At 54.1% G+C, this 14,053-nt stretch carries 16 protein-coding genes and 4 pseudogenes; 10 read left to right on the top strand and 10 right to left on the bottom strand.

Annotated elements, in window-relative coordinates; all coding sequences use genetic code 11:
* Positions 1-92 precede the first annotated feature (92 nt).
* The 6 genes and pseudogenes from ACM6IO_RS13880 to ACM6IO_RS13855 form a co-directional block, all read left to right on the top strand.
* Positions 93-806 (top strand): GntR family transcriptional regulator, encoded by a 714-nt coding sequence (locus ACM6IO_RS13880; protein ID WP_414911655.1) that lies wholly within the window; start codon positions 93-95, stop codon positions 804-806.
* Positions 803-1,714 (top strand): dihydrodipicolinate synthase family protein, encoded by a 912-nt coding sequence (locus ACM6IO_RS13875; protein ID WP_414911654.1) that lies wholly within the window; start codon positions 803-805, stop codon positions 1,712-1,714. Before ACM6IO_RS13880 ends, ACM6IO_RS13875 begins: the two co-directional genes overlap by 4 nt.
* Positions 1,707-3,224: an aldehyde dehydrogenase gene (locus tag ACM6IO_RS13870; RefSeq protein WP_414911653.1), complete on the top strand. Its 1,518-nt coding sequence runs from the start codon at positions 1,707-1,709 to the stop codon at positions 3,222-3,224. The genes ACM6IO_RS13875 and ACM6IO_RS13870 overlap by 8 nt, the downstream gene beginning before the upstream one ends.
* The gene (locus ACM6IO_RS13865; RefSeq protein ID WP_414911652.1) at positions 3,221-4,567 is read left to right on the top strand and encodes an NAD(P)/FAD-dependent oxidoreductase; all 1,347 of its coding nucleotides are present in this window, start codon (positions 3,221-3,223) and stop codon (positions 4,565-4,567) included. Before ACM6IO_RS13870 ends, ACM6IO_RS13865 begins: the two co-directional genes overlap by 4 nt.
* A 177-nt stretch (positions 4,568-4,744) precedes the next feature.
* Positions 4,745-5,047, top strand: a pseudogene (locus tag ACM6IO_RS13860) (GlxA family transcriptional regulator); the annotation flags it as partial.
* 53 nt (positions 5,048-5,100) lie between these two features.
* Positions 5,101-5,447 (top strand): annotated as a pseudogene (locus ACM6IO_RS13855) (SDR family oxidoreductase); the annotation flags it as partial.
* 102 nt (positions 5,448-5,549) lie between these two features.
* Here ACM6IO_RS13855 and ACM6IO_RS13850 read toward each other — a convergent pair.
* Genes ACM6IO_RS13850 through ACM6IO_RS13840 form a run of 3 tightly spaced genes read right to left on the bottom strand, consistent with a single transcriptional unit; the run spans position 5,550 to position 6,703 of the window.
* On the bottom strand, positions 5,550-6,305 hold the full coding sequence (locus ACM6IO_RS13850) for an SDR family NAD(P)-dependent oxidoreductase (protein ID WP_414911651.1): 756 nt from the start codon (positions 6,303-6,305) through the stop codon (positions 5,550-5,552).
* A 12-nt stretch (positions 6,306-6,317) separates the two neighbouring features.
* Complete coding sequence (locus ACM6IO_RS13845) at positions 6,318-6,551, bottom strand: SDR family oxidoreductase (RefSeq protein ID WP_414911650.1); 234 nt, start codon at positions 6,549-6,551, stop codon at positions 6,318-6,320.
* Complete coding sequence (locus tag ACM6IO_RS13840) at positions 6,548-6,703, bottom strand: SDR family NAD(P)-dependent oxidoreductase (RefSeq protein WP_414911649.1); 156 nt, start codon at positions 6,701-6,703, stop codon at positions 6,548-6,550. Before ACM6IO_RS13840 ends, ACM6IO_RS13845 begins: the two co-directional genes overlap by 4 nt.
* A 466-nt stretch (positions 6,704-7,169) precedes the next feature.
* On the opposite strand from ACM6IO_RS13840, the gene ACM6IO_RS13835 reads away from it, so the two are divergent.
* Complete coding sequence (locus ACM6IO_RS13835) at positions 7,170-8,159, top strand: isopenicillin N synthase family dioxygenase (protein WP_414911648.1); 990 nt, start codon at positions 7,170-7,172, stop codon at positions 8,157-8,159.
* A 222-nt stretch (positions 8,160-8,381) separates the two neighbouring features.
* Complete coding sequence (locus ACM6IO_RS13830; RefSeq protein WP_414911647.1) at positions 8,382-9,308, top strand: 2-hydroxyacid dehydrogenase; 927 nt, start codon at positions 8,382-8,384, stop codon at positions 9,306-9,308.
* Between the two features lie 61 nt (positions 9,309-9,369).
* Here ACM6IO_RS13830 and ACM6IO_RS13825 read toward each other — a convergent pair.
* A pseudogene (locus tag ACM6IO_RS13825) lies at positions 9,370-9,543 on the bottom strand (MFS transporter); the annotation flags it as partial.
* 53 nt (positions 9,544-9,596) lie between these two features.
* Positions 9,597-9,890: pseudogene (locus ACM6IO_RS13820) on the bottom strand (UTRA domain-containing protein); the annotation flags it as partial.
* Between the two features lie 501 nt (positions 9,891-10,391).
* Here ACM6IO_RS13820 and ACM6IO_RS13815 point away from each other — a divergent pair.
* Positions 10,392-10,742 carry a hypothetical protein gene (locus tag ACM6IO_RS13815; protein ID WP_414911646.1) on the top strand — a complete coding sequence of 117 codons (351 nt, stop codon included), beginning with the start codon at positions 10,392-10,394 and terminating at the stop codon, positions 10,740-10,742.
* 85 nt (positions 10,743-10,827) lie between these two features.
* On the opposite strand, the gene ACM6IO_RS13810 is transcribed toward ACM6IO_RS13815, so the two are convergent.
* Both ACM6IO_RS13810 and ACM6IO_RS13805 read right to left on the bottom strand, forming a co-directional pair.
* Positions 10,828-11,037: a hypothetical protein gene (locus ACM6IO_RS13810; RefSeq protein ID WP_192227041.1), complete on the bottom strand. Its 210-nt coding sequence runs from the start codon at positions 11,035-11,037 to the stop codon at positions 10,828-10,830.
* Positions 11,038-11,184: 147 nt separating this feature from the next.
* Positions 11,185-12,012 (bottom strand): NAD(P)H-binding protein, encoded by an 828-nt coding sequence (locus tag ACM6IO_RS13805; protein ID WP_414911645.1) that lies wholly within the window; start codon positions 12,010-12,012, stop codon positions 11,185-11,187.
* 155 nt (positions 12,013-12,167) lie between these two features.
* Between ACM6IO_RS13805 and ACM6IO_RS13800 the strand changes: the two genes are divergently transcribed.
* Positions 12,168-12,854 (top strand): TetR family transcriptional regulator, encoded by a 687-nt coding sequence (locus ACM6IO_RS13800; protein WP_414911644.1) that lies wholly within the window; start codon positions 12,168-12,170, stop codon positions 12,852-12,854.
* On the opposite strand, the gene ACM6IO_RS13795 is transcribed toward ACM6IO_RS13800, so the two are convergent.
* The 3 genes from ACM6IO_RS13795 to ACM6IO_RS13785 form a co-directional block, all read right to left on the bottom strand.
* On the bottom strand, positions 12,851-13,135 hold the full coding sequence (locus ACM6IO_RS13795; protein WP_414911643.1) for a hypothetical protein: 285 nt from the start codon (positions 13,133-13,135) through the stop codon (positions 12,851-12,853). The two genes, ACM6IO_RS13800 and ACM6IO_RS13795, sit on opposite strands and share 4 nt — an antisense overlap.
* A gap of 301 nt (positions 13,136-13,436) precedes the next feature.
* Entirely contained in the window at positions 13,437-13,667 is a 231-nt protein-coding gene (locus ACM6IO_RS13790) for a hypothetical protein (RefSeq protein WP_008031039.1), read from the bottom strand.
* A 115-nt stretch (positions 13,668-13,782) separates the two neighbouring features.
* Entirely contained in the window at positions 13,783-14,004 is a 222-nt protein-coding gene (locus ACM6IO_RS13785; protein WP_192227044.1) for a hypothetical protein, read from the bottom strand.
* Between the last annotated feature and the right edge of the window lie 49 nt (positions 14,005-14,053).

The raw sequence follows: 14,053 nt of genomic DNA, 5'->3' as shown, positions 1-14,053 counted from the left end.
AATACACTCTATTGACCGCCTTCTTGGCCCATGCCAATCTGGATTCAACAGTTAACCGTACTAGTCGGCAAAACAACCTCTGGAGGTCATTTGTGAAAGGCAGCAAAAGTGCTCTTTACGAAGACTTGAAGCGTCAGATTCTGACAATGGAACTTGATCCAGATGAAACACTGGACGAGGTTGTTATTAGTGAGCGTTATGGTCTATCGCGAACGCCTGTTCGTGAAGTGTTCAGACGTTTGGCTGGCGAAGGTTATATAGATATTCGAGAGAATCGAGGCGCCCGGGTCATTCCCATGAATTATGCGACTCTTCGAAACTTCTTTCTGGTAGCACCCATGATCTACGCAGCCATTGGCCGCCTGGCGGTACAAAATTTCAAGCCACGTCAATTGATTGATTTAAAAGAAACCCAGAAACGCTTTCGCAAAGCCACTGTTTCAAAAGATGCACTTGTGATGGTTGTTGAGAACAATCGGTTTCACGCCATCATGGGTGAAATGGCATGTAATCACTACCTGGAGCCTTGTCTGGGAAGACTGCTTATTGATCATGCTCGTATCGGCAATACGTTTTTTCGTCCTCAAAACGGGGGCATGGAGAAACGTCTCGAGCAATCTGCCGGACATCATGACGCTTTTATTGAAGCCATTGAACGGCGTGAAGAAACTGCCGTAGTTGATCTCGTGTTTGAGCATTGGGAACTGTCCCGTGAAAACATGGAGGTATTTATCGCGCCTCAAGGCATCAAAGCTGACGCGCTCGTTGATCTTCCACCTAACTCGCATTCGGAGCATCTATCTTGAAATTTGAAGGTATTTATACACCAGCAGTAACTCCTTATAACTCTGATGGGGAGATTGACTGGAATGTGTACTCGGAAGTTTTGGAGTCGCTGATTGAGGCGAAGGTACACGGCATTATTATTGGCGGGTCGACCGGCGAGTATTATGCGCAGACCGCCGAAGAGCGCACTGAGTTGGCAGCCTACGCCAAAGACGTGATCGGCACTCGGGTGCAACTGATCGTCAGTACCGGGGCGATTCGTACCGAAGATGCGGTTCAGTACGCCAAAGATGCCAAAGCGATCAAAGCGGACGCCATTCTCGTCACGTCCCCGCCTTACGCGCTGCCAACCTCACAGGAAAACGCGATTCACGCGCTCACTATCGATCGCGCAGCGGACTTGCCGATCATGCTTTACAACTATCCGGGGCGCATGTGCGTTTCGATGGACGAAGAATATTTCACGCGTGTCAGCCAATCGAAAAACGTCGTCGCCATCAAGGAAAGTTCCGGCGACATGGGCCAGGTGCATATGCTGGCCCGGCAGTTCCCCAACATTGCCTTGTCCTGCGGATGGGACGACCAGGCCCTCGAATTTTTTGCTTGGGGCGCCCGCAGTTGGGTGTGCGCAGGTTCCAACTTCCTGCCCAAGGAACACGTTGCGCTTTATGAAGCCTGCGTGATCGAAAAGAACTTCGACAAAGGCCGTCAAATCATGTCGGCAATGATGCCGCTGATGAATGCCCTGGACGGTGGCAAGTTCGTGCAGTCGATCAAGTACGGCTGCGAAGTTGTCGGATTGAAAGTCGGTAACGTGCGCCTGCCATTGCAGCCACTTGAAGCGGACGAACAGCAGAGTTTCGCGTCGGTCATTACTGAACTCAAACGTAACGTAGCCAACATTTCTTCGGGAGCCAGCCATGGGTGATCTTCTGAGCAAGGCCGAATATGCCGCTCTGGCCAAAGACATTTCGTTGCCATCCAAGGCGTTCATCAATGGCGCGTTCAAGTCCGCGATCTCTGGCAAAACCTTCGCCACGAACAATCCGGCGACCGGTGACTTTTTGACCGACGTCGCAGCTTGTTCATCCTATGATGTCGATTTCGCGGTGAGCAATGCCAAGGAGGCCTTTGAGGATGGACGCTGGAGATCGATTTCTCCTCGGGAGCGCAAAGCGGTTCTGTTGAAGTTTGCAAACCTGCTTGAGGGCCATCAATACGAACTGGCCGTCCTCGAAAGCCTCGATAGCGGCAAACCGGTCAGTGAATGTCAGTTGGTCGACATCCCGGACACCATCCACACGATCCGCTGGCACGCAGAACTGATCGACAAGATTTATGACAACACCGCCCCGGTGGGCAGCGACGCGCTGACCATGGTGGTCCGGGAGCCCATCGGCGTGGTGGGCTGCGTATTGCCCTGGAACTTCCCGTTGCTGATGTTGGCCTGGAAAATCGGCCCGGCGCTCGCTGCGGGCTGTTCGGTCATCGTCAAACCTGCTGAACAAACCTCGCTTACTACGTTGCGTGTCGCTCAGCTGGCGTTTGAAGCCGGTATACCTGCTGGTGTACTCAACATTGTGACCGGCACGGGCAAAGACGTCGGTGAACCCATTGGTTTGCATAACGATGTCGACATGGTGAGCTTCACCGGTTCCACCGCGACCGGCCGCCGTTTCCTGCATTACGCCGCCGATTCGAACCTGAAACGCATCGTCCTTGAGTGCGGCGGAAAAAATCCGGCCGTGGTGATGGACGATGCGCAAGACCTAGATCTCGTTGCTCAGCATGTCGTCAACGGCGCGTTCTGGAACATGGGCGAAAACTGCTCCGCGACTTCACGTCTGATCGTCCATGCGTCCGTTAAAGACGAACTGCTGGAGCGCATGGGCGCCTACATCCGCGAATGGAAAATGGGTGATCCACTCGATCCGGAAAACCGTGTAGGGTCGCTGGTCAGCCCAGAGCATTTCGCCAAAGTGAAGTCGTACCTTGAGCACGCCGCCGCCGGAAAGCTTGAAGTGGTTTACGGTGGCGCGACCAAAGACGGTGCCTTTGTAGAGCCAACGGTGATTGACGGTGTTGGTCGAGACAATCGGCTGTTCCAGGAAGAGATCTTCGGCCCGATTCTCTCGGTCACCACCTTCAACACGATCTCCGAAGCCATTGCGTTGGCCAATGACACGGTATATGGGCTGGCGGCCTCTGTTTACACCGGCAGCCTGCGGCGGGCAATCAAGTTGTCGCGGGAAATTCGCGCGGGCATCGTCACCGTGAACTGCTTCGGTGAGGGTGACTCCTCGACACCATTTGGGGGCTACAAGGAGTCGGGCTTCGGCGGTCGGGACAAGTCCATTTTTGCCCATGACCAGTACACCGAAATCAAAACAATCTGGATCGATGTGTCTGATCGGTCGGATGAAGAGACCGAAAAATGAGCACCCATACCATCAAGCGCCTGCCGGTAGACACCGGGGTTTCAGGTTGGGAGGCGATTTCCGCACGCACTGCGCCTGTCCGCATGCTTGATGGAAACGTGACGGCGGATTGGCTGATTATCGGGGCCGGTTTTGCCGGCCTGTCCGCCGCTCGCAGACTTTCACAGCTGCACCCGGGTGACAGCATTATTGTGGTCGATGCTCATGAAGTCGCCAAGGGGCCGGCCGGCAGAAACTCTGGTTTCATGATCGATGTGCCGCACAGTCTGTCGTCCGGGGAATACTCCGTGGCGAGTGAGTCTGCAACGGCGCTGGAAATCACGCAAAATCGTTTTGCGATTGCTTTTGCCGCTGAAGCTGCACGGGAGTACGGCATGTCTGCCGACACGTTCGACCCTTCCGGGAAGATCAACGCGGCCGCCACTGAACGGGGATTGAAACTGAACGTCAATTACGCCAAATCCCTTGAGCGTATTGGCGAAAAGTTCGAGATGTTTGATGCAGCGCAAATGCGTGAAATCACCGGGTCCACCTATTACCACGGTGGAATCTATACCCCCGGCGCAGTGTTGATTCAACCCGCACAATACATCCGGGATCTGGCAGCAGGGCTCGAAGGGAAAATCACGCTGTTTGAACGTTCTCCCATTATTGAATTGTCGAAGCAGGGTAGCGGCTGGACCGCTCGATCACCAAACGGGACGGTACACGCACCCAAGGTTATCCTGGGGGTTAACGGCCACATTGAAGACTTTGGCCATTATCAAGGACGCTTGCTGCACGTCTTCACTTACGCCTCCATGACTGCAGCGTATAGCGACGATGCATTCAGGAAAGTGGTGCCGGGCAAAGCCAAGTGGGCCTTGTTGCCGGCTGATCCAATGGGAGCGACCGTTCGCAAAATCACTTCAGATGGGCTCTCGCGTATCGTCATCCGGACAAAGTTCACCTATGACCCAGGTATCCAGGTCACTCCGGAGCGCGTAGCTGCGGTTGCGAAAGAGCAGCGACATTCCTTGGATGCTCGTTTTCCCGAACTGAAATCCACTGCGCTGGAGTTCAGTTGGGCTGGCCGACTCTGCTTGAGTCGTAACAGCGCCGCGGCATTTGGCGAGATCGAAGAAAACTTGTATTCAGCATGCTGCGAAAATGGGTTGGGAACGGTCAAGAGCACCCTGGCAGGTGTAATGGCGGCGGAGTTGGCTTCGGGTATACGTTCTGAGTTTCTGGATAGTTTCAATCAGGCACCAGGCCCCAGCAGGCTCCCCCCCAAGATAATAACGAAGCTGGGCGTCAGCTCGGTCATTCGTTGGCATGAATTTTGGGCCGGGCGAGAAGGTTAGTAAGTTTAAATTGTCGGCTTTTCCTATAAAGGCCATTTAGCAAGTCACCAATATGAGAGGGCAAAGGCCCTCAAGCCCACGGGGTCCAGCTCGCATAAACTGTTTGGTCACGGCGTCAGCGGTTGATTCTTCGATGCGCAGATTCAATCGTGGTTTGCACAAAGGCTGCGTTTGTTAATGTACAGAAGCGAGGCATATGTGATCGAACGGCGAGATTTCAGTGGGTGTATGAAAGGTAAAAACCTGCGCTATCTGGAAGAGACTCGGGGTGAGCCGACGCCTCATGCTCGGGTAGGATTTTTACTGCTCGAGCACTTCTCGTTGCCTGCATTTACGCAAGCGCTCGATACGATTGTCACCGCGAACCTTTTACGGCCCACGTTGTTTTCCTCACGAACTTTTGGGTTGCAGGGAGGAGAGGTCACCAGCGACCTCGGCCTGGTGATTCGACCGGATGCGCTTTTGGAAGTCGCAGCACTTGCGATTAAGGTGAAAGCGTGAACCCTGCGCAGGGTTTTGAAGTGTAAGGTTTCGTCAATGTCAGCTCCACGACTGGCACTCGAGCCGATAATCCGGGAGAGGCGGCTTTTGCGGCGGCTAAAGCCGGAATGGTGGATATGAACATGAGCTGGCTCTTGAGGTCGCGCGATATCGAATCACTGTGAGCTCGGTCGCACCTAGCTGGATTGCCACTGGGGCAAGCACTCCAGAGGATATGAATGCAGCGAAGTATGTCCCGGTTGGCATGGCAGGTCGCCAGGAGGAAGTGGCTGATGCCGTTACTTTCCGTACCTCACCTGAGTCCAGTCACATCACCGGTGAGTTGCTGGTGGTCGATGGTGGCAATTACCTGATAGAGAACAAAGCGCCCAAGTGTTAAAGCGTTGCCCGCCGCAAAAAATTTCCAACGGGCGAGAGTGTGGCGCAATCTGCACCGGAGGTGGGTGAGTGGCGCCCTCCGTTGCAACTCAGGCTGATTCGATCAAAATGGCAATGGCAGTTTTGCCGTGCGACCTCCGTCCACCACAAGCACTTGCCCGGTGATAAAGGCCGATGATTCTGAGGCCAGAAAAACCACTGTCCTTCCTATGTCCGCCGGCATTCCGGTGCGTCCAACCGGGTGAAGTCGCAGGAGGGCCTGACGCGCCGCATGTGGATCAGCTTGGTTGGCGAGATACGCATCACTTAGCTCAGAATTGATCCACCCAGGAGCGATGGCGTTGCAGCGAATGCTGTCCCGTCCCAGATCGACCGCCAAGGCCCTGGTTAATCCATGGAGGCCCGCTTTGGAGGCACAATATGCGGCATGTTCAGGGTTAGAACCTATTCCTTCGATCGATCCAATGTTGATGATGCTGCCACCGCCCCGCTGACGCATCTGTGGCACCAATGCCCTGCACAAGAATGCTGGCGCACGCAGATTGACAGCCATCATGCGATCCCAATCTTCCTCGGTCATGTCATCAAGGGATTTTTCGAACATGAACCCGGCATTGTTGACTAGGACATCGACTCCGCCGAGCTGCTCCTGCGCTACTTGCGCGATCAAACCAGGTGACGCCATCGAGGCGAGATCTGCCTCGATGAAATAGACTCGGGGGTGATTTTGCAACTCGGCGTCCAGTGCCTGGCGCTGAGCAATCAACACCGATGCCCCCACCTCAAGCAGTTGTTCGGTAATACCCCGACCAATACCTCTGCCGCCCCCGGTAACCACTACATTTTTGCCGTTAAGCATTGCTTTCTCTCTTTAGCCTGATATCGGCTTGACGCCTGTGACTTCTACTGTTTCACCAACGATGTACTTCGCCTCGTCGGGTCCCAGAAACGCGAGCACATCCGCGATATCTTCGGACTCGGCGATACGGCCTAGTGGCACGTTCTTGTTCAGCTCTTGCACTGCCTTGTCCGGATCCGGGCCTCGACATTCAAATCCGCTGCGTATCCTGGGGGTAATGATTTCGTGCGGGCAGACGGCATTCACACGGATTCCCAGAGGGCACAATCGCGGCCCAAATTCTTGGTCAAAACCGCAACGGCCCCATTGTTGGTGCAATACACCACGTGGGCGGAGCGAGGATAAATACCCCAAACGGATGATGTATTGACGATCGCAGCGCCTGGTCGGTTTTTCATGTGTGGTATGGGGTTGCAGCGAGGGATCGCCGGACATGTGTTGTGCTCCTGGAGCAGAACATCGGGATTGGTGTTGACATAACGGTACGTCTAATGTTCATGTTAGTCAATGAATGTGACATAGGTGTACATTTTGCTTGCATCTCCAAAAAACCAGGATTAACATCCTTTAAAACAGGGGCTGATCTGGCTCATTCGCGTCGGTAGTCCAATGCATCGATCCATGAGTCCTTGAGGGATTTATGAAAGTGCTCGTAGCGGTAAAGCGCGCCATTGACCCGAACGTAAAAGTTGGCGTGAAGGTGACGTCCAGGTATCGACGCGAATGGCCTGCAAATTGTCTTTATCCCTTTGTGTCGTCGCATGCGAACGCGCTGTTGAGTAGAGTGGTTCAGTAAGATTAAAGGGGCGCGGTGGTGCTTTCTGAGTCTGCTGTCTTATTGATATTTGGAAGAGGAGAGCATCCGTGAGAGAGTCATCTGATATTCGTCTGGCTAGCAAGCAAACAGCATTTACTGAAATTCCAATCATAGATATTTCCCAACTTCTAAACGGTGAAAATCCGCTGCAGGTGGCTAGCCAAATAGGTGACGCATGCGAAAAGGTGGGGTTTTTTTACATTAAAGACCATGGTATCGATCAGCAATTGATAGATGAGATGTATGCGCTGAGCAAGGCTTTTTTTAAACTCCCATACGAAGAGAAAAATAAACTTAATGTCGTCAATTCCGGGCGTACGCTACGCGGCTATATACCCATGTATGCGGAAAACGTAGATCCCGCCAATACCCGCGATTTTAAAGAGTGTTTTGATTACGGAGCTCATTACGATGAGGTTTCTCCATTTTTTGGCCCTAATCAAATGCCGGCTGCACTGCCGCAATTCGAGAAGGTTGCCGACGCTTATCATTCCGCTGTATTGAAGCTCGCCAGAACGCTCATCGGCGGGATCGCGCTGAGTCTGGGTATGCCACAAGATTACTTTGAACATCTTCAGCGTAAACCGATCACAATTCAGCGAATTTTGCGTTACCCGCCCCAGATCGGAAGGGTTTCCCAAGAGGAAATTGGTATTGGGGCTCACACAGACTACGGTTTCTTGACTGTCCTGTCCCAGGATGCAGTTGGCGGTTTGCAAGTCAGGAATCGTGCAGGGGAGTGGGTTACTGCGCCACCCGTTGAAGGCACATTTATCGTCAATATTGGTGATTTAGTTCAAACTCTCACCAATGATCGCTACACTTCGACAATGCATCGCGTCATCAACACCAGCGGGCTGGAGCGTTATTCTATACCTTTCTTCATTGATCTGGATTTCGATGCGGTTGTTGAACCTGTGCCAACCTGCGTGAGTGAGACTTCACCCGCGAAATATGAAGCATACACATGTGGTAACCACAAATTTAAGCGATTCGTTGATAGCTACGCGCACCTGAAAGAAACCGAGAAGGTGTGATCGCTCTTCTGACTGCCCAAATGCCTGCTTCAAATATCGTTGAGTCATCATCGCGGCTTAAACTCAGCGAAGTATTAAAGATTGCGGGGGGCACCGTCAGAGCAAGGGCGTGTTGGAAGACAGTTAGCTGATTTTGTCGAGACCGTTGCAGATACGTATGCGGGAAAGGACGAGGCGCTACATGGAGCGCCTCATGCTAGAAACTTCCATATGGAGTTTTCCATGTGCATCCTATACATGGCAGACCCCGCCGACGCGGAGAAATGGCGGGATAGCCTATCAACACTCACCCCTGAACTTGAGTTCCGCCAATGGCCTGATATCGGCAACCCGGCAGAGGTGCACTACATCTTGGCTTGGGAGCCTCTCACCAACCTTGCGGAGCAGTTTAGCAATCTTCGAATCATCTACGCTGCCGGGGCTGGGGTTGATCAGTTCGATTTGGCCAGCTTGCCTGGACACGTGTCGCTAATTCGACTGGTAGATAGCTCGATGGCTGACATCATGGCCGAGTATGTTCTGTTTGGTGTGATTGCCTTGCATCGAGACATCCTCGCTTATCAAGAGGATCAGCGCAGTGGCAGCTGGCATCCTAGACCCATCGTCCGAGCTTCACAGCGGCGTGTCGGTGTCATGGGGGTTGGCAATCTCGGACGAGCTGCGCTTGATCGCCTTCAACCATTGGGATTTCAGCTCAGTGGCTGGAATCGTTCTTTGAAGGACGTACCTGGCGGAAGCTGTTACGTCGGCCCAGAGCAGCTTGATGCGTTTTTAGGGCAATGCGATATCTTGGTGAACATGCTTCCACTAACACCCGAAACAGACGGCATACTCAATGCGGCGAGGCTTGCTTGTCTTCCTCACGGCGCTGGACTCATTAACGTAGGACGTGGTGCCCACGTGATAGAGCAGGATCTGCTTGATGCGTTAGATGAAGGCCGTTTGGGGGGGGCCGTATTGGATGTATTGGAACAAGAGCCTCCTTCGCAAGGTAGCCCTGTCTGGAAACATCCGCGCATATTATTGACACCTCATGTCGCGAGCGATGTACAGATATCGGGCGCTGTGGCAGTGATAGTCGAGAATCTCGCCAGAGAAAAAGCGCGAAAACCTTTAGTGAATGTAGTCGATCGCTCGAAGGGCTATTGAATCCAGGGAAGCATCTGCTCCACGCGAACCACAAGACACGCCTTGGCGTGTCTTGTGGTTTTCAGACGATGCTCATCGATGCAACAGGCTCCCGCGAGGCAGCGCGTGCAGCCAGAAAGGCAAGTGCAGCCGCCGCACCGAGCAATGCAGCGCTCAACTCGAATGTCGCTTGATACCCGTTCGAGTCAAAGATCAACCCGCCAACCGTTGGGCCCGATGCAGTAGGCAAGCTCAGCTATGATGGGTCGCCCGTGAGGTTACGATGAGCGTTTTCGGTAAGTGGCCGATCTACCGACCGCTTGTGGATTTGAATACACCGCTAAGAACAAAGGCGTAACGTTCGGAACAGATAAAAAACGTCGTGCGGTCGCAGCAACAGCCGTCGGTGAAGTAAGAGGTGCGTTCCATGATTAACAATGCCGCGCCACGGTTGATGTGCAGGGCGCTGGCCAGGCTTTCATCGGCTTCCTGGGCACGGATCGCCAGGTCGGCACGGGTTACCGCGATGCCGGTGATTGACTCCAGAATGGAGTAGATCGGTTGGTGTTCGACATCAGCCCACACCACGCTGGCCAGCTCCGCCCCTCCTCAGAGTCGTTTGTAAATCCTCACTCTGGTGGCGCCGATTCCATTGCTATTACGTTGTATCCCCAGGCCATCTCTCTAGCCCAGGCCTTCCGTGAATCGCAGTCGTAAAACTGAAACATCTCCTGTTAGTCCTGTGCAATTGGCGCCGCCGGCTTGATGATCGTTCGTCCGATTGGCTATGGGATAGCATCCAATAACGTATTTTGTAAAAGACACCCTGGATATTTTTCGTTCACGTGGTGCACCACTGCGTTCCAGTCGTACCGTTGGAAAAGCCCAATGAGGGTACACATAGAGGTAGAGAAATTTTCGAACTTGAAATTTTCCTTTATTTTCAGCAACAAGGAGGAAGGTTCGATTCCGGCTTCGGCACCATGAATATCAAAGGCTTGCGTGAGATACCTCACGCAGGCCTTTTTCATTTTTACTCGGCTATTTCTCGAAGTGTTCTGCGAACGATCACTTTGCCGACTTCATCTTCTTGCGAGGCCCAGGATGGCATGGAAGACACTTAAGTACCTGATGGTATCGGCCATCGTTCTGGCGAGCGTGGTCTACGCGTCAAGGTTTGCGTACTTCAATTACTACATGGAGTACCAGGCTAAAAACCTTGTCAGGGACTATCTGAAAGACCCTCAATCCGCGGTGTTCAGGAACATTGACTCCAGGCACCAGGTATTTTGCGGCGAGGTGAACAGTAGAAACAGCTTCGGGGGAATGGTCGGTTTTTCAAGGTTCATCGCACTTCCTCGCAATAGCAGAGTTTTTCTGGAGGAAGAGTTTGAAAGCCGAAACGCTGGGGAATTGTTTGAGCAGTCGTGGAGGCTGACCTGCGAACCGGCTTGAGTGGGACTCTTACCGTAATTTATAAAATCAAGGGTTTGCCAGCGAAAGCTGATGCAAACCCTTGTTTGTTTCCGGTCACCTATTTTCACTTGCCGCTTTTGTCAGCAGGCTGATTCGCCTTGCGTCGATCAGCGCCGGAAGGGTTGCCGGTGTCTATGAGCCTTCTCTCTACCAAAACATTCTGCAGAGCCTCACGATCTACCGGGTTGAGCTGATGTTCTCTTTCCTTGAGTTCCAGCAGGATCGGGCTGGACCAGCGGCGGTAGGTTTTTTCCGCCTCACGGATCAGTGTCATTCGTTCCTCCTTGATCAGGCGCCTACCCACATCGTCGGCGCAGAATCGATGCGATAGAAACCCTAGCTGAGGAAAACGCTTATCGCCAAAAATGAAATGGCATACAGCGCTATTGAACTGATCGTCGAATAATCTATTCGGCTGATCTCAACCCCAGACACCCGTAGCCACCGTGCGGCGAACATAGTCGCTGAAGTCCCGCGCCGGGCGACCCAGTGCACGCTGTACGCCGTCAGCCACCGGTGTATTGCGGCCATCGAGTACGGTGGTGAAGAGGTACAGCACGAGTTCAATCAGCTCTGTTGGTAGTTGGGCCTGTTCCAGCGCCTGGCGATAGGCGTCGGGTGGCACGGCGACGAAACCGACATCGCGTTTGGACGCGTGGGCAATTTCGGCAGTGGCCTCTGCAAAGGTCAGTGCGCGCGGGCCCGTCAGCTCATAGAGTTGGCCTGAATGCCCCGGTTTGGTCAGCGCCTCAACCGCAATCTCGGCGATGTCTTCCACGTCGACAAAGGGCTCGGCGATGTTGCCGACGGGGAGGGCGAGTTCTCCTTGCAGGATTGGCTCAAGAAAGTGCGCTTCGCTGAAGTTCTGAAAGAACCAGCTGGCCCGCAGGATGGTCCAGTCCACGCCGCTGTTTTGAACGACGCGTTCTGCCTGTTCAGCTTCAACTTCGCCGCGCCCTGACAACAGCACCAGTTTGCGGACGCCGCTTTTAACGGCCTGATCGGTGAATGCCTGCACTGTTTCAACCGCACCGGGGACCGCAAGGTCTGGCTGGAACGAAATGTACACCGCGTGAATACCCCCAAGCACCGCTTCCCAGGTGGAGCGATCCTCCCAGTCGAACGCCGGATCCGCCCCACGAGAGCCTAAACGAACAGGCACATCGGCCGCTTGCAGCCGTTGAGTGATCCGTCGCCCGGTTTTGCCTGTTGCGCCGAGAATCAGGATTGTCTCTTGGGTGGTTTTCATCGCGTTCATCTCCATCGGTTTAATGTGAGTGATGCTCATGTTTAAAAAGATGATAAACGCTCATGTTTTATCGTCAACCTGAAGAACCGGTGAAACCGACGTACGGGCGGTGCTAAGGTGAGGCTATGTCATGTTATTGATCGGGAAGCACGCCAGTGCCGAAGAAAACCACCGAAGCCCACGAGCAAGCCGTTTCAGAGACCGTCCGGCGCAATCCCACGCAGCAGCGCAGCCGCGAACGCCAGGAGCGAATCCTGGCGGCGGGGACGCAATTGATTGCGAGCAAGGGCAGCGATCAAGTGAAAATGAGTGAAATCGCCGAAATGTGCGGGATTTCGATCGGCTCGCTTTATCAGTATTTTCCAGACAAGAGTTCGGTGATTCGCACCTTGGCCGAGCGCTATAACGCCGAAAGCCGTCGTTGCATCGAAGTCGCCATGGCTGCGGTCGAGGACGCGCAAGGGCTGCGCGAGGCCTTTTCAGAGCTGTTGGACGAGTATTACGAGATTTTCCTGGCGACACCGGCGATGCGTGACATCTGGTCAGGCATGCAGGCAGACAAGCAGCTCATGGCGCTGGAACTGCAGGAGTGTCGGATTGCCGGCGGGTTATTGGCGGATGCGATGCTGCGGGTAAACCCCAGCAGCGATATACAACAGGTTCAGGCGTCTGCCTTTCTGATCTGGAGTCTGGGCGAGGCGACAATGCGCCTGGCCATCTCATGCACTCCCGAGGAGGGACGCGCGCTGGTCGAAGCGTTCAAGCGGATGTCTTTGCGAGAAATCATGGGGCCGGCGGCCGGGCCGAGTGAACGTGCTTCAACCGCCGAACCTGTCATTTAAACGAATGGTTGACCGCTAAAACCACGGGGCAACCGTTGCAGCCCGGCCATGGCGGTAAGTCGCTCGACCCATGCTGCGCGCCAGTCATTGGCAGTGTGAGTGGCTTTGGCTTTGCGGGCGGCGCGGCGTGCCGCGTTGCGTTGGTCTTTGCGTGCATCCTTGTATGCATCGGTGTTTCGGCAACTTCTGCATTTCACTCGGTTCAGTTCAGTGGTTGTGGTGAGCTTGCTGCCTTTGTGGCCGCAGGCCAGATGCCCGGCAACTTTGAAGTGAGTAACCATCAGACGCCTCCTTCGTGACGTGTGAGCGTTTGACCTCACGCGAGTGATGACGTTCGTTGAGCGCAGGCGGGCAAAAAGAAGGCCCGCATGCGGGCGGGCCAAGGGATATTTCAAAAGGAGTAGGGCTACAGTACGGCTTGAGTTGTGAAGGCTGTGTGAAATGACCGGACAAAAAAAATCCCGGTACAGGGCCGGGTTTGGGATTCAGCAGCAGGTGATCAGGCAAGGACGCACCCGGTGACGATCATCGTCGCCGTTCATGCGTCCTGGCCGTGCTCTCGTGTCCGGAGTCCAGACCGAATCATCTGAACCGCGGCAGCGGCGGCTCGACAGGTTTGAGCGAAGACAGCGTGTTACGAATCAGCGGCGTGTCCTTCTCGATGTCGTTCAGGCGATCACGAATCCTGAGGGCGGTCGGATGCCCGCCTTGATGATCGACCCAGTCGGCGATTTCCTTGCACGCTGCGGCCAAGCGAACCTGGCGCGAGTCGAGCAGGGTGAGCAGGGTGGTGATGGACTCTTTTTCGGACATGGCAAACACCTCCGTTCAAGAAACCTGGCAGTGGCAGCAAAAAGCCCGCAAGGAGCGAGCTTTCTGCCGATGGGGTCGCTGTTCCCTCAGCCATTTTTCAGTATAGACCCGGACTTCAGCCTTGTCGGGCCAGCACTTGCGATCGGGCATTGAATAGATGGCAGGCGCGAAGGGCATCTTCTTCGGAATCAAAACCGTCGCCGATAAAGCCATCGGTACGGGTATCGGCGATGCGATACCAGACTTCTGCGTCTGGTGGCGTATGACCGGCTTCCCCGGCTCGACGCCCATGAATGATGATCTTGTTGCAACGCTTAACAACGTAAATGTCTTCCATGGCTTCACTCGAAGCTAATTTGTGTCACAACAACTATAGAAGCCATTGG

It is taken from the genome of Pseudomonas sp. IT-P44 (assembly GCF_949768225.1).
In the GTDB taxonomy this organism is placed as follows: Bacteria; Pseudomonadota; Gammaproteobacteria; order Pseudomonadales; family Pseudomonadaceae; genus Aquipseudomonas; species Aquipseudomonas migulae.
The sequence above is the reverse complement of the archived record's forward strand: the minus strand, read 5'-3'. Positions and strand labels throughout refer to the sequence as shown.